At 70.3% G+C, this 20,988-nt stretch carries 18 protein-coding genes, 1 tRNA gene and 1 pseudogene; 13 read left to right on the plus strand and 7 right to left on the minus strand.

Annotated elements, in window-relative coordinates:
• Positions 1 to 6: 6 nt before the first annotated feature.
• The 3 genes from H9Y04_RS36435 to H9Y04_RS36445 all read right to left on the minus strand — a co-directional run bounded on the left by H9Y04_RS36435 (position 7) and on the right by H9Y04_RS36445 (position 3,543).
• On the minus strand, positions 7 to 1,644 hold the full coding sequence (locus tag H9Y04_RS36435; RefSeq protein ID WP_236071905.1) for a TrbL/VirB6 family protein: 1,638 nt from the start codon (positions 1,642 to 1,644) through the stop codon (positions 7 to 9).
• 350 nt (positions 1,645 to 1,994) lie between these two features.
• Complete coding sequence (locus H9Y04_RS36440) at positions 1,995 to 2,321, minus strand: pilin (protein WP_438818196.1); 327 nt, start codon at positions 2,319 to 2,321, stop codon at positions 1,995 to 1,997.
• A gap of 427 nt (positions 2,322 to 2,748) precedes the next feature.
• Positions 2,749 to 3,543, minus strand: coding sequence for a hypothetical protein (locus tag H9Y04_RS36445; protein ID WP_187818477.1), 795 nt, complete (start codon positions 3,541 to 3,543; stop codon positions 2,749 to 2,751).
• A gap of 313 nt (positions 3,544 to 3,856) precedes the next feature.
• Between H9Y04_RS36445 and H9Y04_RS36450 the strand changes: the two genes are divergently transcribed.
• The 4 genes from H9Y04_RS36450 to H9Y04_RS36465 all read left to right on the plus strand — a co-directional run bounded on the left by H9Y04_RS36450 (position 3,857) and on the right by H9Y04_RS36465 (position 7,530).
• Positions 3,857 to 4,543 carry a hypothetical protein gene (locus H9Y04_RS36450; protein ID WP_187818478.1) on the plus strand — a complete coding sequence of 229 codons (687 nt, stop codon included), beginning with the start codon at positions 3,857 to 3,859 and terminating at the stop codon, positions 4,541 to 4,543.
• A gap of 147 nt (positions 4,544 to 4,690) precedes the next feature.
• Positions 4,691 to 5,314, plus strand: a complete 624-nt coding sequence (locus H9Y04_RS36455) for a hypothetical protein (RefSeq protein ID WP_187818479.1) — start codon at positions 4,691 to 4,693, stop codon at positions 5,312 to 5,314.
• Positions 5,315 to 5,327: 13 nt separating this feature from the next.
• Positions 5,328 to 6,311 carry a TRM11 family SAM-dependent methyltransferase gene (locus H9Y04_RS36460; protein WP_187818480.1) on the plus strand — a complete coding sequence of 328 codons (984 nt, stop codon included), beginning with the start codon at positions 5,328 to 5,330 and terminating at the stop codon, positions 6,309 to 6,311.
• The gene (locus tag H9Y04_RS36465; protein WP_187818481.1) at positions 6,298 to 7,530 is read left to right on the plus strand and encodes a DNA cytosine methyltransferase; all 1,233 of its coding nucleotides are present in this window, start codon (positions 6,298 to 6,300) and stop codon (positions 7,528 to 7,530) included. Before H9Y04_RS36460 ends, H9Y04_RS36465 begins: the two co-directional genes overlap by 14 nt.
• Positions 7,531 to 8,251: 721 nt before the next feature.
• On the opposite strand, the gene H9Y04_RS47100 is transcribed toward H9Y04_RS36465, so the two are convergent.
• On the minus strand, positions 8,252 to 8,437 hold the full coding sequence (locus H9Y04_RS47100) for a hypothetical protein (protein WP_236071906.1): 186 nt from the start codon (positions 8,435 to 8,437) through the stop codon (positions 8,252 to 8,254).
• Here H9Y04_RS47100 and H9Y04_RS47105 point away from each other — a divergent pair.
• A pseudogene (locus H9Y04_RS47105) lies at positions 8,409 to 8,822 on the plus strand (recombinase family protein); the annotation flags it as partial. The gene H9Y04_RS47100 and the pseudogene H9Y04_RS47105 overlap by 29 nt on opposite strands.
• Before the next feature lie 60 nt (positions 8,823 to 8,882).
• Here H9Y04_RS47105 and H9Y04_RS47110 read toward each other — a convergent pair.
• Positions 8,883 to 9,680, minus strand: a complete 798-nt coding sequence (locus H9Y04_RS47110) for a hypothetical protein (protein ID WP_236071907.1) — start codon at positions 9,678 to 9,680, stop codon at positions 8,883 to 8,885.
• A 92-nt stretch (positions 9,681 to 9,772) separates the two neighbouring features.
• Positions 9,773 to 9,845 (minus strand) — tRNA-Arg (locus tag H9Y04_RS36475).
• 525 nt (positions 9,846 to 10,370) lie between these two features.
• Here H9Y04_RS36475 and H9Y04_RS36480 point away from each other — a divergent pair.
• The 4 genes from H9Y04_RS36480 to H9Y04_RS36495 all read left to right on the plus strand — a co-directional run bounded on the left by H9Y04_RS36480 (position 10,371) and on the right by H9Y04_RS36495 (position 16,351).
• The gene (locus H9Y04_RS36480) at positions 10,371 to 11,966 is read left to right on the plus strand and encodes a dynamin family protein (RefSeq protein ID WP_187818482.1); all 1,596 of its coding nucleotides are present in this window, start codon (positions 10,371 to 10,373) and stop codon (positions 11,964 to 11,966) included.
• Positions 11,967 to 11,970: 4 nt separating this feature from the next.
• Positions 11,971 to 13,935: a YfjP family GTPase gene (locus tag H9Y04_RS36485; RefSeq protein WP_187818483.1), complete on the plus strand. Its 1,965-nt coding sequence runs from the start codon at positions 11,971 to 11,973 to the stop codon at positions 13,933 to 13,935.
• Positions 13,936 to 14,075: 140 nt separating this feature from the next.
• Positions 14,076 to 14,618: a single-stranded DNA-binding protein gene (locus H9Y04_RS36490; protein ID WP_187818484.1), complete on the plus strand. Its 543-nt coding sequence runs from the start codon at positions 14,076 to 14,078 to the stop codon at positions 14,616 to 14,618.
• Positions 14,619 to 14,920: 302 nt separating this feature from the next.
• Entirely contained in the window at positions 14,921 to 16,351 is a 1,431-nt protein-coding gene (locus tag H9Y04_RS36495) for a Cys-Gln thioester bond-forming surface protein (RefSeq protein WP_187818485.1), read from the plus strand.
• 45 nt (positions 16,352 to 16,396) lie between these two features.
• Here H9Y04_RS36495 and H9Y04_RS36500 read toward each other — a convergent pair whose 3' ends face one another.
• Positions 16,397 to 17,170 (minus strand): SDR family NAD(P)-dependent oxidoreductase, encoded by a 774-nt coding sequence (locus tag H9Y04_RS36500; protein ID WP_187818486.1) that lies wholly within the window; start codon positions 17,168 to 17,170, stop codon positions 16,397 to 16,399.
• 85 nt (positions 17,171 to 17,255) lie between these two features.
• Between H9Y04_RS36500 and H9Y04_RS36505 the strand changes: the two genes are divergently transcribed.
• The 4 genes from H9Y04_RS36505 to H9Y04_RS36520 all read left to right on the plus strand — a co-directional run bounded on the left by H9Y04_RS36505 (position 17,256) and on the right by H9Y04_RS36520 (position 20,954).
• A complete protein-coding gene (locus H9Y04_RS36505) occupies positions 17,256 to 17,852 on the plus strand; it encodes a TetR/AcrR family transcriptional regulator (protein WP_187818487.1) in 597 nt (198 codons plus the stop codon).
• Positions 17,853 to 18,220: 368 nt separating this feature from the next.
• The gene (gene ettA, locus H9Y04_RS36510) at positions 18,221 to 19,885 is read left to right on the plus strand and encodes an energy-dependent translational throttle protein EttA (RefSeq protein ID WP_187818488.1); all 1,665 of its coding nucleotides are present in this window, start codon (positions 18,221 to 18,223) and stop codon (positions 19,883 to 19,885) included.
• Positions 19,885 to 20,310 (plus strand): acyl-CoA thioesterase, encoded by a 426-nt coding sequence (locus tag H9Y04_RS36515; RefSeq protein ID WP_187818489.1) that lies wholly within the window; start codon positions 19,885 to 19,887, stop codon positions 20,308 to 20,310. The genes ettA and H9Y04_RS36515 overlap by 1 nt, the downstream gene beginning before the upstream one ends.
• The gene (locus H9Y04_RS36520) at positions 20,307 to 20,954 is read left to right on the plus strand and encodes a DUF8185 domain-containing protein (RefSeq protein WP_187818490.1); all 648 of its coding nucleotides are present in this window, start codon (positions 20,307 to 20,309) and stop codon (positions 20,952 to 20,954) included. The genes H9Y04_RS36515 and H9Y04_RS36520 overlap by 4 nt, the downstream gene beginning before the upstream one ends.
• Positions 20,955 to 20,988 lie beyond the last annotated feature (34 nt).

Raw genomic sequence — 20,988 nt, forward strand, 5'->3', positions numbered from 1 at the left:
GGCGTCTCACTTTCCGGGAGCGGCCGGAGGTTCCAGGGGCAGGCGCAGCTGGACCGGACGGGCCGTGCGGGTGCGTGCGGCAGGGATGGGGAGCGCGAGTTGGCGGCCGCGTGAGCCGGCCGCAGGGCGCGGCGCCGTCCTGGCAGGTGCGGAAACGAGGCGAGGGACGCGCGGGGCCGCCACCGGCAGGCGTAGCTGCGTGGCACGTCCGGGGCGGGCCGGTACGCGGGCCACCTTGATCGGCAGGGCGAGTTGCCGGTGGCGCCGGGCGGTCGCCGGATGGATCACCGAACGTGGACCAGACGGGATACGCGGTGGTGCAGTCGGCGCCCACGACGCGGAGCTGCGCCGCGCACGGGCCGCTGTGCCCGCCGAACTCCGAGCGTTTCCCACTGGGTTGGGTACTGCTGGCCCGTTGGAGGGTGAGCCGGGTGCGGCGCGGCGGCGGGTGGCAGCCGCAGCACCCCTCCGGATCATGGAACCGGCCACACCGCCGGGCAGCGGCAGTCGGCCGGCGAACCGTCGGATCACGCCACCCATTCCTGCGGGCGCGCCGGGACCGCGCAGGCCGCCCCCACCACCGCGCGGGCCTCCGCCACCCCCACCACCGGGACCGGAACGCAGGCCCGTACCACCCCGAGGCCCGCCCCCACCACGGCGGCGCAGGGAACCGGCACCAGGCAGGGCGCGGTTCATGAGGCGCCACATCGCCACCGACTGCAGCATTCGCAGCGGCCCCGGCAGTCGGGCGCTGAGCGGGCTGTTGCGGAAGACGCCTGCCAGACACCAGCCGGGAATCTTGAACAGCACCCAGAACAGGGCGACACCGGCGAGCATCGTGCCCAACTGGCTCGGCTTCGGAAACCCGAGCAGCGTCGCACCGGGGGCGAAGAACAGCTTCAGCGCGACGATGAACGTCATCGACTGCGCGACCTGGATGGTCAGACAGCCGGCCAGGGCCCGCCACCACATCTTCGCCACACCCTCGGTGACGGGATGGGCGTGGCAGGCCAGCGCGAGCGGAGCGGCCACGGCGAGCAGCGCGATGATGGCGACGCGCACGATGTAGCCAATCAACACGGCCAGCACCAGCACGATCATGATGACGGCGATGATCAGCGCGTACAGCTTCAGCCCTGCGAGGCCGAACAGGGCGAACGGGACGACCCGTTCCACCAGACCCTGCCCCGCGTCCGACAGATCGGCGCCCATCACCGCGTGGGCGAGGGCGTTCGCCAGGCTGATCGCCTCACCCATCACGGTGAGCGACGTCGCAGAGGCGATCATCCCGAGCAGCAGGCGCGGCGCGATCTGCTTCAACGCATAGCGGGACTGCACCGTCTCGTGCGCCATTACGGTGACACCGCCCGCGGTGATGAACAGGACGTAGATCCCTGCAGTGATCGCCATCGTTCCGTTCCACAGGCGCCTGAGGTCGGCCTGCGCGGTGACATCTGGAGTGGCCAGCAGGGTGTCGGCGAGGAGTTCCCGGACCGGCTTCATCACCTGCTCGATGAGCGTTCCCAGGAACGCCGTGACGGCGCTGAGGATCATCCCGGGGATGTCGAAGAGGCCACCGAAGCCGAAGCCGCCTGTGTTGTCGCAGTCGCTGTCATCCCCGTCGGCCTCACAGGCGTGCGGCATCTCACCCGGCGCAGGCTCGGAGGGCCGTTGCGGACCCAACGATGGCGGCTCGGGAGTCGGTTCGGGACGCTCGGAGGGCGGGACGGGTTCGGGGTTGGGCGACGGGGAGGGCTCAGGCTCAGCCGCATCGTCGCCCGCAGCGGAAGGGGGCGCGGGGGTGGGAGCAGGCGGACCAGGTTCAGGATTGGGTTCCGGGTCCGGCGCCTTAGGTGCGGCGGGCATGGAGAACGCCGCCGATTCCACGGCGGTCGTGGTCGGGGTGGCGCGGGCATCGCACAGCGGTACGAGGAGGATGAGGGCGGGGCCGGTCAGCAGCAGGGCGGCGCGCAGCAGCCGCTGGGCGCGGCGCATCACGGGGCGCCTTCGCCGACGATGCCTTGCAGCACGGTGACCAGGACCGGGGCGAGGATCGCCAGGCCGTAGCCGATGGCGGCGGCCTTCAACGCCCGCTTGGCCGACTCGACTTCACCGGGATCACCGCCGGCCATCAGATAGCGCAGCCCACCGAAGGTGAGGAACAAGGTGGCCAAACCGGCCAGCAGGCCGACGATCCAGTTCCGCAGATTGGTGATCACGGTCGGGATGTCCGCCGCCGCCCAGGACCAGGGCGGATCCGCGAGCAACGACAGCGCCGTTGCAGTCCCCACGACCAGCACCCGTACCAGCGCGCGGAGCAAGCCGCGGGCATACCGGCGCACCGTCGGACGGGGGGTCCCGGCCTGCGGTCCAGGCAGTGACGAGCACATGCGAAACACCTCCAACGCAGTCGAAGGGAAGGGGAGACGGGGAAGTTGGCTGGCGCGGTGGCCACCGCGCCAGCGAGGTGGGAGGCCTTGGTCCTTCGGGGTGTGGGTGGGCCCGCAGCGGCGCACCACCTCCCTCGCGGAAGAGCGGCGTATGCCGGGTGCGGAAGCGGGGTTCGAGGTGTCAGCACGAAGCGCGTCACCCATGCCCCCGAAGGGACCAGCAGCCTGGACGGATGCGAGGACGGACGGCAGGAGTCAGGAGGGACGGGTGGGAGGGAAGAGCACGGGCGGTACGTCAGATGCCGGAAGTGCCTTCACTCTCTTAAGGAGAAAAGCCCGGCGGATCGTGCCAGCTGCTTCAGTCGGCACGTACCGTGAGCTCACCGGCCAACAGGGCCTTGACCAGGCGCTCTTCGGCCTCCGCGCGACTGCGGAACATCGCCCGCACGCTGATGCCCGCACGCCGCGCGCATTCGGCAGCGCTCAGCCGGTCCAGCCGGGTGCCGCCGATCAGCTCCAGCTCCCGTCCGGTGATGACCCCGGCCGCTTCGGCGCACTCAAGGACCGCGTACACCTGCGCCATCGACGTGCCCGGCAGCCCTGTCGGTACCGCGCCTTCGTCCAGCGGCTCCGTCGGGTTGCGCCGCTCACACAGCACGCCGTACGCCAGCCGGTGCGCGGCGCGGTCACCGGCGCGCACCAACCGCAGCCCGAATTCCGCCGCTTCCCCGTCCGGTTCGAGCGCTGCGAGCTGCTCGGCGACCGCGACCAGGACCGCTTGCTCCAGCTCGCACTGATCCAGTTCCGCCGGGCGCCGCATCCGGGCCAGAGCCCGTCGCAGTGCGGGCACCACCATCGCCACCGCCACCGTCCCCCACGGCTCCCCGTAAGCGGCACGGCGGCGAACGATCTCGGCCCACACTCGGGCCCGAGCCTCCTGAGGCGTGGACGGGTGCGCCATGCGCGCCCGCACCAGGTCCACGGGCCAGGCGACTGAACCCTCCTGCTCAGAGAGCAGCACCGCCGGCAGCGTGAGCGGACTGGACCCGCGGGTCAGGTTCAGCAGCGACACATCGACGCTGTCGAACGGGGAAGCCGATGACCGGGCCCGGGAGTTGTACGAAGTCGACGTGGACGTGAGATTGCGGCGCATGAGCGGCTCCTTGCCGACGAGCAGCGAATCGGGACGCCTCCCATCCCGCCAACCACCCCTGCCACCGCAGAGCCACCGGCCTGCCACGCCCCCGCCACAGGTGCGCCATGGCCCTGCCACCACCCGCCCTTCGCATGGCAGAAACCGCATTGACCTGGGCGTCTTCTCCTGCCGCAGAGGAGAGGAAATTCCTCGAAGGAAACTCAGGAACCAGTCCTTGTCCGCTTCTGCGCGCACCTGGCGCGGGCCGACCGCTCCGGCTCCGCGATACTGACCACGGCGGCAGGGGCACGTGAGAACCGAGGGGCGGCGGATGTTCGGCAGGCACAAGCAGGATCCGGTGATCGATCCGGTGGGCTGGGATCTTGCTGGGCGTTTCGTCGTCAGCGACATCGTCCGGACCGCCGGGTTCCGCCGCCCGGTCCTCAAGGGACCCCTCTCGGTGCGGGTCCCCAAGTACATCGACGGAACCGCGTACTTCGCTCCCGCCGTGCTCGTCGTGCGCCCAGACGACACCGTGCAGAAGTACGAGCTGCACGCGGCCATGGATGACCAACGACTGCTGGCCACGGTGACGCCGGACGGCGCGGGACGTTTCCTCGTCGCCGACGAACATGCCCGCACGGTGGGGACCGTCCACCGCACAGCACCTGCGCTGCGCACGGTGCAGCACTCGTGGTGGCTTCAACAGCCCGGCCATGCCGACATCGTGGCCCGCTACCACTGGGCCAAGGGCAACGGGAAAGACATCGCCCGACGCGGCAGGGAAACCGCCGGGTACGTCGCGGGAAGACTGGCCGAGAGTCTCCTCAACTCAGCATTGGGCGGCGAGGGTGGCGACCAGCCTGGGGGTCGCACCCCCAAGCCCGCGACCTGGAACTCCGGCGACGAGGTGGCACTGACCTCCGCGACCGTGGAGGGCATCAGGAGCTATATGCCGCAGGCGAGTTGGCTGGATCGGCGCCTGCTCTTCGCGCTCGCGGTTCTCCGCGAGGGGTGAGAGCCTCCCCGGGCACCTCGGGAAGACGGTGGCAGATCCGTCCTTGACCAGCGGTTTCGTGCCTTGCTGGCATGATTTGGTGCGGATTTCTCCTTAAGAGTTGTCAGCACGCACGATCAGCGCCCGGCCCCCGGCGACGCACCCGCCATGCCCACCAACCCGCTGCCCACCACCCTCTGGATCCCCGCCTCCGACGAGGCCACCGACACCCCCGCGGGACACGTCCTGCCCGACTGGGCGGTCGCCCGCGCAGAGTTGGAATTCTGCGCGCGCACCGGACACCGCCGACCCGGCATGCTCCGCGTGGCCATCGCCGACACCGGCTGCGGCATGGATGCCCGCACCAGCTGTACCGCCCACGACTCCACCGGCTGCGCTCAGACGCCTGGCCGTCCGGCGGTGATCCTCGCCGAACTCCACCCCGACACCGTCCCTTCCGCACCCGTGTCCACCGCGTACGGGCCTGGCGAACGCGGCGCGATCGACGACGGCTGGCCCGGCTTCTTCCACCGAGCCCACCGCGTGCTGCCCGCCGACGGCCTGCTCTTGATCGCTGCCCGACAGCGCCGCGAGAGCGGCCGTCTCACCGACCCGCTGGGCCTATTGATCGCCACCGCCCGAACTGCCGGCTTCCGCTACCTCCAGCACATCGCAGTTGTGCACGGCCACCTCGACGGCGACCGCATCAACCCCGCCCCGCCGGATCCGGGCACCCCGGAGCTCATCCACTCCGACCTCCTCGTGCTCAGCCCGGTCCGCACCGCGCAGTAGGGAGTCCCGCGTCATGAACCAGCGTCTGTCGGTGTGGAGCACCGCCCCGACCACCGCACGCCTCCAGCGCGGCGACCGCTACGTCGACGGCTCCGCCGAGCATCCCGCGAAGATGCTCCCGGCCCTCGCCCGCCACGCCATTACCACCTACACCAAGCCCGGCGACCTCGTACTGGACCCGATGTGCGGTATCGGCACGACGCTCGTCGAAGCCGTTCACCTCGGCCGCCATGCACTCGGCACCGAATACGAGCCGAAGTGGGCGCACCTCGCCGCCGCCAACCTTCGCCATGCCGACCGTCAGGGAGCCACCGGCGGAGGAGAGGTCTTCTGCGGCGACGCGCGCCAGCTCACCGCCCACGTGCCCGCGCACTTCCACGGCTTGGTCGACCTGATCGTCACCTCACCCCCGTACGGCCCCTCCGTCCATGGACAGGTCCGCTCCAGCCGCGAATCAGGCGAGCGAGGGGTCACCAAGACCCACTACCGCTACAGCGCAGACCGCCACAACCTTGCCCACGTCGGCCTCGACGCCCTCCTCGAAGGATTCACCGAGATCCTCACCCAGTGCCGTCACCTGCTTCGCCCCGGCGGCCACATCGTCATCACCACCCGTCCCTGGCGCGAGCAGGGCGAACTCGTCGACCTGCCCACCGGTGTCCTCACCGCCGTCGAGAACGCGGGCCTGATCCCCGTCGAACGCAACGTCGCTCTGCTCGCCGGGATCCGTGAGGGCCGCCTCATCGCTCGCCCGTCCTTCTTCCAGATGAAGAACGTCGGCGATGCCCGCCGCGCCGGCATCCCCCTGTCCCTGATCGCGCACGAGGACACGCTCGTCGCCGTCCGCGCCTCCTTTCCTGAAGCGTCGGAGAAGCGGCGCGACGAGAACAGGTCCCGAAGGCGTGCGACCAGGCCATGCCGGGTCCGCAAGCCCCGCACGGCGGCGACCTTCCGCGCTCGCGCCTGCACCGCAAAGGCACGTCATGCGGGCCACTGATCTCACTGTGGGCTCCCTGTGTTCGGGAATCGGTGGCCTCGACCTCGGCGTCCAAGACGCACTCGGCGGGCGCATCGCCTGGCACGCCGAGACCGACCCCCAGGCCTCCGCTGTGCTCGCCAGACATTGGCCCGGCTCTCTCAACCACGGCGACGTCCGCACCACCGACTTCCGCGAGGTCGAACCCGTCGACGTGCTCACCACTGGATTTCCCTGTCAGGGCCTGTCCGTGGCGGGCCCGCGCACCGGCCTGTCCGAGCACTCGCCCTCCGGCCTGTGGCCGCACATCGTGACCGCAGCGTCAGCCCTCCGGCCTCACATGGTGGTGATCGAGAATGTCCGCGGAATCTTGTCCACGAGAGCCGGAATCCGCCCCCTTCGCGACCTGGAACCCTGCCCGAGGTGTCTGGGAGACCCCCAGAAGCTGCCGCCTATGCGAGCGCTCGGAGCCGTACTCGCGGACCTGGCCGAGATCGGGTATGACGACTGCCGGTGGACATGCGTACGCGCTTCCGACGTCGGCGCCGCCCATCGTCGCGAGCGCGTATTCCTCGTCGCCGCCCGGTCGATGCCCGACAAGCATCACGCTGTCGAAGACCCCGAACCTCACGGTCAACAGCGGCTCCCCAGTCCCAGCCACGCACAAGGCCGGCGGCCAGGGCCCCTACCGGGCAGGCAAGGACGAGCACCTGCTGCCCACCCCACGCGCGAGCGACGGCGAGAAGGGCTCACCGAACCAGCGCTATCGCAACGGCGGCCTCACCCTTGCCTCCACCGCGGCCGTGCTTGCCGGTACGGAGAAGTTGCTGCCCACTCCGACGACGGCGGACGCGCACGGCGGTGCGGGTACAACCCCGAAACGCAAGGGCGGAGTGAACCTCCGTACCGCCGTCACTCACCTGCCGGTTGGTGGGCCGAATACCTCCCCGCGATCCGCAGATGGGAGCACGTGACCGGCCATCCCGCACCCAGGCCCACGGTCCCCGGCACCCGTCGCCTGAGCGCCGACCTGGTCGAGTGGCTCATGGGTTTCGAGAAGGGCTGGGTGACGGGCATGCCCGGCCTCTCCCGCGTTGCTCAACTCCACCTGCTCGGCAACAGCGTTGTCCCACAGCAAGCGGCTCACGCACTCCGCCATTTGCTGGCGGACAGCACCATCGGGGCCGTCGCCCTGCCGTGGTCGGCGTGCGTCGCCCGGTCCGCAGGAAGTGCGCGATGACCTCCCGTCCCGAGCCCACACCGGGCCCGGGAGATCGCGGCCTTGACGACCGGGCCGAGCGGGAGCGTCCATGGACCCCGGACGCCCTTGGCCACGACGGACGGCTCAACGAGCCAGCCACAACAGACGAGTTGAGGGTGTCCGTGCAGTACGTCGTCATTCACGGACCGGACGGAGAAGCACTCCAACACCGCCAAGCCGCCGCCATCCGCCGCGTGCTCGCGCACCTGCGAGCCCAGCGGGTCGGCGCGCGGGACGGGGAGAGGAGCGCATGACGTAAACCGCCCGCCCCCCTTCGGACAGGAGCCGACATGACGCTGGACGCCACGGCGCCCGAACACCCTTGGACGCCACCGGTCCCAGGTCTGCCCTGGTCCCCGGCCACACCGTCCGCGCCCGCGCCACCGGTCACCGTGCCGGTGGCCTGGCTCGGCCGGACCTCCGACGAAGACGCCCAGGACCCGACCCTCTCCCTGCCCCGCCAGCTTCGGAACGCTCGCGCGGCTCTCCCGCCCGGCTGGGTCATCGTCGCCCACTTCTACGACGTCGAATCCGGCCGCAAGGAACTCGACCAGCGCGGCCACGGCAGCGCACACGAGCGCTTCGACGTTCCGATCCCGCGCGATGGCGGCATCGCCGACCTGCTGGAAGAGGCCAAGGACCCCAGCCGCCGCTTCGCCGCGGTCATCTGCGAGTCCATCGAGCGCGTCGCCCGACGCACCTACTTCGGCACGAAGATCGAGTACGAGCTGGAGAAGTGCGGCGTCGCCCTGTGCGCCGCCGACGAACCGATCATCACCGACCCGAAGGCCAAGCGTGCCACCCCGACGCTCACCCGTCGCGTGAAGCAGGCCGTCTCCGAGTGGTACGTGCTGCAGATGCTGGAGCTGTCCTGGGACGGCTTCATCGAGCACACCAAACAAGGCTGGAACGTGGGCAAACCCCCGTACGGCTACCTCGCCGACAAGGTCCCGCACCCTGTGCCCGCGCGGCGGGCGGAAGGCCGCACCAAGCATCGACTTATCCCCGATCCTGTCTGCGGCCCGGTCGTCACCGAGATCTTCCGTCTCCGCGCCCTCAACAAGCTCGGCTACCGGGCGATCGCCGACCGCCTGAACACCGACCCGCTCCTTTACCCACCGCCGCGCCCGAACCGCGCCGACACGGCCTCCGCGATGTGGAGCGTGGCCGGAGTGCGCAGCATCCTGGAGAACCCGAAGTACACCGGCTACCAGGTCTGGAACCGCAAGGCCCGCAAGAAGGGCAACCGACGCAACCCCATCAGCGAATGGATCTGGTCTCCGCAGCCCACCCATGAGCCTCTCGTCACCCGCGAGATGTTCTCCGCCGCCTCACCGGTGGGCAAGACGCGTCAGGGCTCGCGCCCCGAGCCAGGGCCCAACTCCCAACACCCGCAGACCAAACGCACCTATGCGCTGCGTTCGTACGTCATCTGTGACCTGTGTGACCGGCGCATGTACGGCAAGAGCCGCAAAGGCCTGTCCTTCTACGCCTGCGAGATCGACGCGGCCCACCACCGAGGCGCCCCCTGGTTTCCCACCCACCCCAAGAGCGTGTGGATCGGCGAGAAGGCGCTCATCGGCGCGGTCCACGACTTCTTCGCCGACCGGATCCTCGGCCCACATCGCCAAGAACTGCTCGCCACCCAGCTCGCCCACACCGGGGCGCAAGCCCAGCCCCTTCTCGCCGACCGCACCGAGGCCCTCACCGCACAGATCGGCCAGCTCAAGACCAAGCAGAGCCGCCTTATGGACGAGCTCGCCGACATCGACGAGACCGACCCGGACATCGCCACCGCGTACCGCAGAACCATCCGCGAACGCTTCAACCAGATGGAACGCGAGCGAGCCCGGCTCCAAGACGAACTCCACACCCACAACGCCGCACGGAACACCCCTGGCACCGACGCCGAACTCTTGGATCTGCTTCCAGAAGTCAGAAGAGGCCTCGGCACACTTACCGTCGAGGCGCAACGCGACCTCTACGATGCCTTCCAACTGGAGATTCGCTACGACCGCCCGAGCCGAAGGGCGGTCCTCAAGGTCACCATCGACGGCGCCACCGTCGACGAGCTGTCCCACCAGGTACAGCCCCTCGTCGGTCCACCACCGAGGATCGGCGAGACGCATGGGACGACGCCCCGCACAGCAACGAACCCGGGCCACGTACGTGGTCCGGGCGTCATCGGGACAAGTGCGCCAAGCGCTTCCCATGTTTTGGGCGCCCCCGGCAGGACTCGAACCTGCGGCCAAGCGCTTAGAAGGCGCCTGCTCTATCCACTGAGCTACGGGGGCCGGTGTGTGGCCGGTGGCCTGGACTGCGGACTGGGGGGAGATCCGTGACCTTGCCGGGGACAAGGATAGGGGTCGCCGCCCCCTGTCCCGTGCGCTTCTGCTCCGTGGCACGATGTGGAGTTTCAGTGAAGCGGTTTCTGATAATCGCAGGCAGGTACGAATCCTGCATCGCTTTTGACGTCTCACGCCCCGGGTGTTGTGCACTCGTTATGCCTGCGCCCCAGTCGTCCCACAAGCCCTACTGATCCCACTGGCCCCAGTCGTCACGATCCACCCAGTCGTCACGATCCACCCAGTCGTCACCATTCCGCAAGGGTCTCGCGCTTGTCGCACCTTCACGCCCATCCCGTACAGCTGGCCTCCGCCCCATCCCGTACATCCGACTCCCGCTCCATCCCGTACATCCGGCCTCCGCGCACCAGTCCACCCCCATTCCGTACGCGAATCGTGTCGATCAGACGACCATCGGCGCGCAGAAGGGTCCATATCCTTCAGAAACCAAACAAAATTGGGCATTCTTCGCATGTGGTGACCTTGGACGTACGGCCTCAGCTGCTCGACGCACTCTCCGCCCTGCGCGACCGTGTCGCCGCCGCGCGCTTTCCGCTCCCCTTGGCGGGGGCGCCAAGAGCGCGGGCCAATCGGGAGGAGCTGCTTGCGCAGCTCGACGACTATCTCGTGCCCCGTCTGAAGCAGCCCGAAGCGCCGCTGCTCGTCGTGATCGGCGGTTCGACCGGTGCCGGCAAGTCCACGCTGGTGAACTCGCTCGTCGGGCGGCAGGTCAGCGAGGCGGGCGTGCTGCGGCCCACGACGCGGACGCCGGTGCTAGTCTGCCACCCGGACGATCACCACTGGTTCGCCGGCCTGCGCGTTCTGCCCGAACTCACCCGCGTATGGGTGCCGCAGAGTGGTGAGAAGGGCGCGCGGGACGCGACGGCCAAGCCCGGTGAGCGGGCGCTGCGGGTCGAGACCGCGGCCACGCTGCCGAGGGGGCTCGCTCTCCTCGACGCGCCCGACATCGACTCGCTCGTCGCTGAAAACCGGGTCCTGGCCGCCGAGTTGATCTGCGCCGCGGACGTCTGGGTGATGGTCACGACCGCCGCGCGCTACGCCGACGCCGTGCCCTGGCATCTGCTGCGCACCGCCAAGGAGTACGACGCGACGCTGGTCACCGTGCTCGACCGGGTGCCGCATCAGGTCGTGGCCGAGGTGTCGCGGCAGTACGGTGCGCTCCTCGCGAAGGCCGGACTCGGCGAGGTGCCCCGGTTCACCGTGCCCGAGCTGCCCGAATCCACCGGGGGCGGCGGTCTGCTGCCGGCCACGGCCGTGGCGCCGTTGCGGGCCTGGCTGACGCATCGCGTACAGGACGAGCAGGCCAGGGGGTTCGCGCTCAGCCGTACGGCGACCGGTCTGCTGGATTCGCTCAACTCGCGGATGCCCGAGCTCGCCGGCGCCGTCGCCGCCCAGCATGCCGCCGCGGTGCGGCTCACGGGCATGGTCGACGAGGCGTACGAGAGCGAGCAGGCGCGCGTACGTGGACGGCTGCAGGCGGGCGCGGTGCTCGCCGGCGGTGCGCTCGCGCGGTGGCGGGCGTATCCGCTCGACTGCACGGCGGGCGAGCTGCTCGACGCCGTGGTCGAGAGCCTCGCGACCGTTCTCGTATGCGCCGTGTCCGCCGCCGACCGCCGTATCGACGACGGCTGGCAGAAGGACCCGGCCGCAGGGGAGTTGACCGCGCGCGAGCCCGACGGTGAAGGGGCCGAGCACCGGATCGGGCTCTCGGTGCGGCGCTGGCGGCGGGTCCTCGAGGAGTACGTGGAGGAAGAGCTGCGCGGGCTCGACAACCCGCCCGACGCCGAGCCCGTGGCCGCGCTCCTCGCGACGGCGCTGCTCGGCGGGCGCAGGGCGCGTTCGGCGGGGGAGTCGCTCGCCGAGCGGATCGGGGCGCAGGGCGCGCTCAAGCTGCGCGACCGCGGCGGCAAGCTGCTCAGTTCGTACGTGGAGAAGGCGCTGAAGGCCGAACGGGACCGCAGGCTCGCCCCGCTCGACACCCTCGACGTCCAGCCGGAACCCCAGGCCGAGTTGATCGCCGCTCTGTCCGTACTGCAGAAGGAGAGGTGACCGCATGACTGCCGTCACTGACCACACCGGCGGGCAGGAGCCCGTGGAAGCCGACGAGAGTGCCTGGGCGGAAGCCGTGGAAGCCGCGGAAGCAGAAGAGAGCGCCTGGGCGGAAGCCGTGGAAGCCCCGGAGGGGGACGAGAGCACCTGGGCGGAAGCCGGCGAACGCGCCTGGGACGACGGGCTGATCGCGCGGCGGGTCACGGCCGAGGAGGAGCGTGCGGCGCAGGCGGAGGCGCAGCGTCCGCGCGGTCTGACGTACGACCCGGCGCTGCGGGCCCGGCTCGACGCGCTGCGCGAGCTCGTCGGCCTTTCGCGTACGCGTCTGGACGGCAAGACGCTCGCCGAGGCCGGGCGCGTGCTCGACCAGGCGGCGGCCCGGCGCGGACTGTCCGAGCGGCACACCGTGGTGGCCGTGGCGGGGGCGACGGGGAGCGGGAAGTCGACACTGTTCAACGCCCTTGCGGGGGTGGCCATTTCCGATACGGGAGTCCGCCGGCCCACCACCGCGGCGCCGCTGGCCTGCAGCTGGTCCGACGGGGCGGCCTCGCTCCTGGACCGTCTGGAGATCCCGGGGCGGCTGCGGCGCAGGCCGCTGCAAGGGCCCGACCCGGACCCCCGCCTCTCCGGTCTCGTACTGATCGATCTGCCCGACCACGACTCGGCCGCCGTCGAACACCGCGAGCACGTCGACCGGATGCTGACTCTGGTCGATGCGGTGATCTGGGTGGTGGACCCGGAGAAGTACGCGGACGCCGTCCTGCACGAGCGCTATCTGCGGCCCCTTTCCGGCCACGCGGAAGTCACCTTCGTGGTCCTCAACCAGACCGACCGGCTGCCCGGCGACGCGGCCGACCTGGTGCTCGACGATCTGCGGCGGTTGCTCGACGAGGACGGGATCGCGCTCGGCGAGCACGGCGAACCGGGTGCGACGGTGCTCGCGCTGTCCGCTCTGACGGGCGAGGGCGTGGGCGAACTGCGCGACGCGCTCGGCCAGTTCGTCGCCGAGCGCGGTGCGGCCGCGCGGCGGATCTCGGCCGATCTGGACGCGGCGGCCCGGCAGCTCAAGCCGGTGTACGCGCCGGGGCGGCGGATCGGGCTGAGCGAGCGGGCACGTGAGGAGTTCACGGACCGGCTGGCCGAGGCGGTCGGCGCGGGGGCCGCGGGCGAGGCGGCCGAACGGTCCTGGCGGCGCGGCGCGAGCAAGGCCTGCGGCACTCCGTGGCTCAGGCTCTGGCGCTGGTACGAGGCGCAGCGCACCGGTCCCGCCACCGCGTCCTCCTCCGACCCGGCGCCCGTGGACGAGGAGGCGACGGCGCGGCAGCGCGTCGAGCAGGCGGTACGTACGGTCGGCGACGAGGCGGCGGCCGGTCTTCCCGCTCCCTGGGCGCAGGCGGTACGGGACGCGGCGGCGCGCGGTGGCGAGGGGCTGCCGGAGGCGCTGGACGAACTGGCGGTGAACGCGGCGCTGCCCGCCCTGCGGCCGCCGCGGCCGGGCTGGTGGCCGATGGCCGTTCTCGTACAGGCGCTGATGACGCTGCTCCAAGTGGTCGGCGGGCTGTGGCTGTTCGGGCAGGTCGTCGGGGTCGCCGAGCCGAATCTGACGGCTCCGGTGCTGCTGATGGTGGCGGGCATCGTGGGCGGTCCGTGTGTGGAGTGGGCCTGCCGGATGGCCGCGCGCGGGCCCGCGCGGAGATACGGACAGGACGCCGAGCGGAAGCTGCGCGAGGCGGCCGCGGCGTGCGGGCGGCAGCGGGTGCTCGATCCGGTCGCGTCGGAGCTCCTTCGGTACCGGGAGGTGCGGGAGCAGTACATGAAGGTGCTCGGGGTCGTGCCGTCGGTGATGGGGGCCACGGGTGGTGGGGTCGGGACCGGGGCGTTTTCTGTTGGTTCAGGTGGCTCTGTGGTCTCTTCTCGTACGGAGGGGTCCCTCGGGCGGGTGGCGGAGTTGTCCACAACCGGCAGGTAATCCACAGGCTCAAGCGGGCTCGTGCCGTTCGGTGCAGCCTGAGATCGCGGCAGAGCGCCGGACGGTCTCGGCCGCGGTCGTACGGGACGGGCCCGTACGCATGTCGTGCGCGGATCAGCGCACAGGGGAGGGTGAGCGAGATGAACGAGACCTTGGTGACGGTCGTGGGGAACGTCGCGACGACTCCGGTGTCCCGGGTGACGGCGAACGGACCGATGGTCAGGTTCCGGCTCGCGTCGACGGCGCGCTATTACGACCGCACGACGGGGGACTGGCGGAGCGGGCATACGAACTTCCTCACGGTGTTCGCCTGGCGCGGCCTCGCCGAGAATGTGACCTCGTCCGTGGCGTTGGGCGATCCGGTGGTGGTCCAGGGCCGGTTGAAGGTGAAACAGCAGGACGCAGGGGGCGCGGGGAGCCAGGGCACGCTGGGCGTCGACATCGAGGCGGTGGCGCTCGGGCACGATCTGTCGCGGGGGACGGCCGCGTTCCGGCGGGTGTCGCGGGCCAATCCGGCGCTGACGGCCGGGGTGGGCGATGCTGGGGCAGGTGACGTGGAGGTGGGCGGCGCGGTGGCTGCTGGGGAAGCGGAGCCCCAGTTCGAGCCGGACCCCCGTGGTGATGCCGAGAGTGCGGCGCGGGACGGGTTCCTGCCGGACCGGGAGCCGGAACCGGCGTTCTGATCGAGGGCAGTGGTGGAGTGGCCGGGGCGTTCACAGGATCTGCACCGGCCCTCCGTACGACCTCCCGTTCGGCGGGCGTTGTGTGCGGGAGGCCTCAAATCCCGCCCGGAGGAGGGAAGTTGGCCGGGGATGTGTCGAGAACGCCTGGTCGTAGCCGTTACCGGCGATAACGATTGCGCGTCGGAAGGCTTATCGGACCGCATGGCCGGGATGCGTGATGCTGCGCGTCTCTAGGATGCCGGGCGTAGCTCACGGGGCAGTTGAGGTTGAGTCTGCTGGCGGGACCGTCCCCCCATGTGTCCATGGGTCCTGCCCGGAGGGGAAGTTCAGTGTTGTCGTCGTTCGTCGTACGTCGCCGGGGTTGTGCACGCCTCGCGGTGACGTTGCTTGTCCCCGGGCTGCTCGCGGCCGGTGCCCTGGCCGGTGCGGGTGCGGCCGCCGCCGAGGAGAACCCCCAGCTGCCGGGGGGTGCGACCGCCACCCTCGGCGGTCTGGAGACCTACGGGCAGGCCGTCGTCCGCGAGGACGGCGTGGAGCGGGAGGTCCCGGCCGGCCTCTTCGAGATGTCCGTCGACGGCGGCGGCATGCTCAAGACGTATTGCATTGACATCGACAGCCCCACGCAGCAGGACGCGAGGTACCGGGAGACGTCCTGGAGCGCCACCTCGCTGAGCGCCAACAAGCAGGCGGGGAAGATCCGCTGGATCCTGCAGAACTCCTATCCGCAGGTGAACGATCTGGCGGAACTGGCCCGCAAGGCGGGCGCCGCGGGCCTGACCGAGGCGGATGCCGCGGCCGGCACCCAGGTGGCGATCTGGCGCCACTCGGACGGAGTCGACGTGTCCGCGCTCGATCCGCAGGCGGAGCGGCTCGCGGACTATCTGCAGAAGAAGGCCCGGAACATGCGGGAGCCGAAGGCCTCCCTGACCCTCGACCCGCCGGCCGTGTCCGGGCGGGCGGGTGAGCGGGTCGGACCGGTGACGGTGCACACGGACGCGCGCAGCGTCGCGGTGAATCCGCCCGCCGACGCGGCGGCGAGCGGCGTCAAGGTGGTGGGCGAGGACGGCAGACCCCTGACCTCGGCGGCCGACGGCAGCGAGCTGTACTTCGACCTTCCCAAGGGCGGCGCGGGCAAGGCGGCGCTCACGGTGCAGGCGTCGACGAGCGTGCCGGTCGGGCGGGCCTTCGTCTCCGAGACCAGGAGCCAGACGCAGATCCTGGCCGGGTCGAGCGAGTCGACGGTGTCGGCGACCGCGACGGTGAACTGGGCCGAGAAGGGCGCGATCCCGGCGCTCTCCGCCGAGCCCGACTGTGCCGCGGGCGGTCTGGACATCACGGCGGTCAACCAGGGTGACCGGGAGTTCACGTTCTCGCTGATGGGCTTCGAGCACACCATCGCGGCGGGGGAGGCGCGCACGGTCACGATCCCGCTGCAGGAGGACCAGGCGTACGACTTCACGATCACCGGGCCGAATGGTTTCGCGGAACGCTTCAAGGGCGTCCTCGACTGCCGCACGGAGGCGTCCGGCGCCGCCGCGGGCAACGACATCGCCCCGCAGTCCGCGCCGAGCCCGGCGACGGCCGGCGGCACCACGACCCACGACCTGGCGGAAACGGGAAGCTCGAACGCTACGCCGATGATCGCGGGGGTCGCGGTGGGGTTCCTGGTGCTCGGCGGTGTGGTGGTGTTCCTGCTGCGCAAGAAGGGCGGGGCGGCCGAGTCGGGCGAGTGACCACGACGGGCCGACCGGCGCCTGAGCTCAGGCCTGCGCCTGGGCTCAGACCTGTGCCTGGCCTCCGTCGACGAACCAGTCGGCGCCGTTGACGAAGCCGGCGGCGTCCGAGGCCAGGAACGTCGCCACGGAGGCGATCTCGTCCGGCCGGCCGATCCGGCCGAGCGGCACCTGTGAGGCGAGCTGGTGGTCCGGGCCCGCGGCGCCGATCAGGCCTGGGGTCTCGGTCGGGCCGGGGCTGATCGCGTTCACCCGGAACTTCCGTTCCTGCGCGCTGAGTGCCCAGCTGCGCACCAGATTGCGCAGCGCCGCCTTCGAGGCGCCGTAGATCTCCAGGCCCGGCGCGGGGACGAGGGTGGTGGTCGACCCGATCACCACGATGGAGGCGCCCTCCGACAGCAGGGGCAGCGCCTTCTGCACCGTGAAGATCGTGCCCTTCAGGTTCGTTCCCAAGGTGGCGTCGATGGCTTCCTCGGTGATCTCGCCGAGACGCTGAGGGATGGCGCTGCCGGCGTTGGCGACCAGTACGTCGATGCGGCCGGCCTCCTCGCGTACGACCGAATAGAGGCGGTCGAGGTCCGCCTGTACCGAAACGTCGGCCCGCACGCCCCTGGCCGCCGGCCCGATCTCGGCGACCGCCGCGTCGAGTGACTCCTGACGGCGGCCGGCCAGGAAGACCCGCGCCCCCTCCGCCGCGAACCGCTTGGCGATGGCGAGCCCGATGCCGCTGTTGGCTCCGGTGACCACCGCCACCTTGCCTGCGAGTACTTCCGACCTGCCTGCGAGCACTTCCGTCTGACCTGCGAGTACGTCCGTCATCACGCCCACTCCTCAGTTCTGGACCGGTTCGTCAATAACGCTAGGGGTTCTGGACGGACCGGTCAAGAATGCGTAGCCTGGCCCCATGGCGCGACCGAGGAAGTTCGATGAGCAGCAGGTCCTCGACGCTGCGCGGGAGCGGTTCTGGTCGGGCGGGTACGCCGCCACGCGCATGGAAGACATCGCCGAGGCGACAGGGCTCGGCAAGGGCAGCCTGTACGGGGCCTTCGGCGGGAAGCAGGAGTTGTTCCGCCGCGTGTTCGACGATCACTGCGGCACGTTCGTCGACGCCGTGGGCCGGCAGCTGCGCGGCGATGACGCGGACGCCTATGCGCGGCTGTCCGCCCATGTGTACGCGGTGGCGGCGGCGACGGCCGCGGACACCGCACATCGCGGATGCCTGTTGGCCAAGGCCGCTGCCGAGCTGGCCGAGCACGACGAGGTGGTGGCCAAGCGGGCGTGCGCGGCCATGGAGGCGCTGAAGTCGCTCATCGAGGACGACATCAAGGCGTGTCAGCGCCATGGCGACATCGCCGCGGACGCGGATCCGGGCAGCCTGGCTGCGCTGGTGCTCGCCGTGCTGCGCGGCATCGAAGCGCTGGGCAAGGCCGGGGCGACCGAGGAGACCCTGACCGGCATCGCCCGCACGGCTCTTGCTGTGCTGCCGCGTCCTGTCGGCTGAGGGCCGTCTGCTGAGGCCCGTCTGCTGAGGCCCGTCTGGCTGAGGCCCGTCGGTGTTGCCGCTCCGGCGTGAGTCGGCGATGGCTGGCCCGGGATGCCGTAGGCGTCGGGGACGCGGCGCTCGACTCCGAAGGGTTCAGCCAGGGTTGGTTCCGGGCAGAGGCGGAGGCACGCGCGCTTCGGGCCGGTTGTGGGCCGCGTGAGGTGCACGAGGCGATCGGTGGCGACCGGCAGTGACAGGGCAACTACAGGCCAGGATCGAGGGATGCCCAGGTCAAGGGGGTCGGACCATACCGGTTTCCCCCGAGGGGTAGCCGTCAGGCAAGATGGGGTGTATCTGCCCACTTCCAGTTTGCCGGACGGTTTCTCTTGGCTGAGTTCATCTACACCATGCGCAAGACGCGCAAGGCGCACGGCGACAAGGTGATTCTTGATGACGTCACCTTGAACTTCCTGCCCGGCGCGAAGATCGGTGTGGTCGGTCCCAACGGTGCGGGTAAGTCGACCGTGCTGAAGATCATGGCCGGCATCGAGCAGCCGTCCAACGGTGATGCCTTCCTGTCGCCCGGCTACAGCGTCGGCATCCTCATGCAGGAGCCCGAGCTCGACGAGTCCAAGACGGTCCTGGAGAACGTGCAGGACGGCGCCGCCGAGATCATGGGCAAGCTCAAGCGCTTCAACGAGGTGGCCGAGCTCATGGCCACCGACTACAGCGACGAGCTGATGGAGGAGATGGGCAAGCTCCAGGAGGACCTGGACCACGCCAACGCGTGGGACCTGGACGCCCAGCTGGAGCAGGCCATGGACGCCCTGGGCTGCCCGCCCGGCGACTGGCCCGTCACCAACCTCTCCGGTGGTGAGAAGCGCCGCGTCGCGCTCTGCCGTCTGCTGATCGAGGCCCCGGACCTGCTCCTCCTCGACGAGCCCACCAACCACCTCGACGCCGAGTCCGTGAACTGGCTGGAGCAGCACCTCGCCCAGTACAGCGGCACCGTCGTGGCCATCACCCACGACCGGTACTTCCTGGACAACGTCGCCGAGTGGATCCTCGAGCTGGACCGCGGCCGCGCGATCCCCTACGAGGGCAACTACTCCACGTATCTGCAGCGCAAGTCCGAGCGCCTCAAGGTCGAGGGCAAGAAGGACGAGAAGCGGCAGAAGCGGCTCAAGGAAGAGCTCGAGTGGGTCCGCTCCAACGCCAAGGGGCGGCAGGCCAAGTCCAAGGCCCGTCTCGCCCGTTACGAGGAGATGGCGGCCGAGGCCGACAAGATGCGGAAGCTGGACTTCGAGGAGATCCAGATTCCGCCGGGCCCGCGTCTGGGCTCGATCGTCGTCGAGGTCAACAACCTCTCGAAGGCCTTCGGCGACAAGGTGCTCATCGACGACCTGAGCTTCACGCTGCCGCGCAACGGCATCGTGGGCGTCATCGGTCCGAACGGTGCGGGCAAGACCACGCTGTTCAAGATGATCCAGGGCCTGGAGACGCCGGACTCCGGCGAGATCAAGGTCGGCGACACGGTCAAGATCTCGTACGTGGACCAGTCGCGCGCCAACATCGACCCCAAGAAGACCCTCTGGGCGGTCGTGTCGGACGAGCTGGACTACATCAACGTCGGCCAGGTCGAGATGCCGTCCCGCGCGTACGTCAGCGCCTTCGGCTTCAAGGGCCCGGACCAGCAGAAGCCGGCCGGTGTGCTCTCCGGTGGTGAGCGCAACCGCCTCAACCTCGCGCTGACCCTCAAGCAGGGCGGCAACCTGCTGCTCCTCGACGAGCCGACCAACGACCTCGACGTCGAGACCCTGTCGAGCCTGGAGAACGCGCTGCTCGACTTCCCGGGCGCCGCAGTGGTCGTCTCCCACGACCGGTGGTTCCTGGACCGAGTGGCCACGCACATCCTCGCGTACGAGGGTGACTCCAAGTGGTTCTGGTTCGAGGGCAACTTCGAGTCGTACGAGAAGAACAAGATCGAGCGGCTCGGCCCGGACGCGGCCCGTCCGCACCGTGCCACGTACAAGAAGCTGACCCGCGGCTGATGGCACGCCACGTATACGCCTGCCCCTTGCGCTGGGCGGACATGGATGCGTACGGCCACATCAACAATGTGGTCTTTCTCCGGTATCTCGAAGAAGCGCGCATCGACTTCCTGTTCCGCCCGGACAAGGACTTCCAGCAGGGGTCGGTCGTGGCGCGCCATGAGATCGACTACAAGCGGCAGTTGGTGCACCGGCACAGGCCGGTGAACATCGAGCTGTGGGTCACGAAGATACGGGCGGCCTCGTTCACCATCGAGTACGAGGTGAAGGACGAGGACATCGTGTACGTGCGGGCCTCGACCGTCATCGTGCCGTTCGACTTCGAGGCGCAGCGGCCGCGGCGTATCACCGCCGAGGAGCGCGAGTTCCTCGAGGAGTACGCCGATGACGCCGACGAGAAGCAAGGCGAGGCTGTCGCGGCATGACCGTGCTGCCTCTGGCCGCGGAAGGGGAGGCGGCGGGTCTCGCCGCCTTCCTGCAGCGGCTGCTCAAGTACGACCGGGCCGCGGCGGTCCGGCTGCAGGCGGCCGGGCATGCGCTCGCCGTCTTCGGCCGGGCCCCCGCTCTCGATGTCGTGGTCGTACGGGTGGTCGAGCTGGGCGAGTCCGCCGAGCTCGATGTCACCGTGTCGGCGGGGGAGTTGCTCGAGCGGCTCGAGCCGGCGGGCGCTGCCGTGCCGGACGCCGTCACCGGGCCCGCGTGGGCCGGGATGCTGCCGCCGCGCGGCGGCTGGCGCAAGCAGGAAGGGCTGCCGTCCAGCGGGCAGTTGGGCCTTGCGGTGCAGGCCGCGATCGGTGAGTTCAAGGGGCGGGTCGAGGAGTTGCCCGAGGACAAGCGGACGCGGGCGGAGCTCGATCGGATCGGGGCGGAGATCTGGGGGCGGACCCTGGGTTCCACGGTCCTTCCGCTGCGGGCCGCCCACGCGGCGTATGTCTTCGGGCTGTTGCGGCCCGATGCGTCCTCGGAGCTTCTGGCTGCGGGCACTTGGCTGCGGCTACGGACGCCGTATGGCTCTGTTGCGCTGCGGCGGGCGGGCGGGTTGCCCGGCCTTGGGGTTACCCCGCTTTAGGAGTGGCCTCCCCGTTGGGGTGGGTGGGTTTTCT

The organism is Streptomyces polyasparticus, from assembly GCF_014493765.1.
Taxonomy (GTDB): Bacteria; Actinomycetota; Actinomycetes; order Streptomycetales; family Streptomycetaceae; genus Streptomyces; species Streptomyces polyasparticus.

Excerpts from the sequence above, each read along its gene's own strand:
- H9Y04_RS36500 (WP_187818486.1), bottom strand. The coding sequence starts at position 17,170 with ATGACGGACGTACTCGCAGGTCAGACGGAAGTGCTCGCAGGCAGGTCG.
- H9Y04_RS36515 (WP_187818489.1), top strand. The coding sequence starts at position 19,885 with ATGGCACGCCACGTATACGCCTGCCCCTTGCGCTGGGCGGACATGGAT.
- H9Y04_RS36450 (WP_187818478.1), top strand. The coding sequence starts at position 3,857 with ATGTTCGGCAGGCACAAGCAGGATCCGGTGATCGATCCGGTGGGCTGG.
- H9Y04_RS36465 (WP_187818481.1), top strand. The coding sequence starts at position 6,298 with ATGCGGGCCACTGATCTCACTGTGGGCTCCCTGTGTTCGGGAATCGGT.
- H9Y04_RS36495 (WP_187818485.1), top strand. The coding sequence starts at position 14,921 with ATGGGTCCTGCCCGGAGGGGAAGTTCAGTGTTGTCGTCGTTCGTCGTA.
- H9Y04_RS47110 (WP_236071907.1), bottom strand. The coding sequence starts at position 9,680 with ATGCGTCTCGCCGATCCTCGGTGGTGGACCGACGAGGGGCTGTACCTG.
- H9Y04_RS36485 (WP_187818483.1), top strand. The coding sequence starts at position 11,971 with ATGACTGCCGTCACTGACCACACCGGCGGGCAGGAGCCCGTGGAAGCC.
- H9Y04_RS36490 (WP_187818484.1), top strand. The coding sequence starts at position 14,076 with ATGAACGAGACCTTGGTGACGGTCGTGGGGAACGTCGCGACGACTCCG.
- H9Y04_RS36455 (WP_187818479.1), top strand. The coding sequence starts at position 4,691 with ATGCCCACCAACCCGCTGCCCACCACCCTCTGGATCCCCGCCTCCGAC.
- H9Y04_RS36460 (WP_187818480.1), top strand. The coding sequence starts at position 5,328 with ATGAACCAGCGTCTGTCGGTGTGGAGCACCGCCCCGACCACCGCACGC.
- H9Y04_RS36520 (WP_187818490.1), top strand. The coding sequence starts at position 20,307 with ATGACCGTGCTGCCTCTGGCCGCGGAAGGGGAGGCGGCGGGTCTCGCC.
- H9Y04_RS36445 (WP_187818477.1), bottom strand. The coding sequence starts at position 3,543 with ATGCGCCGCAATCTCACGTCCACGTCGACTTCGTACAACTCCCGGGCC.
- H9Y04_RS47100 (WP_236071906.1), bottom strand. The coding sequence starts at position 8,437 with ATGAAGCCGTCCCAGGACAGCTCCAGCATCTGCAGCACGTACCACTCG.
- H9Y04_RS36435 (WP_236071905.1), bottom strand. The coding sequence starts at position 1,644 with ATGCCGCACGCCTGTGAGGCCGACGGGGATGACAGCGACTGCGACAAC.
- H9Y04_RS36505 (WP_187818487.1), top strand. The coding sequence starts at position 17,256 with ATGGCGCGACCGAGGAAGTTCGATGAGCAGCAGGTCCTCGACGCTGCG.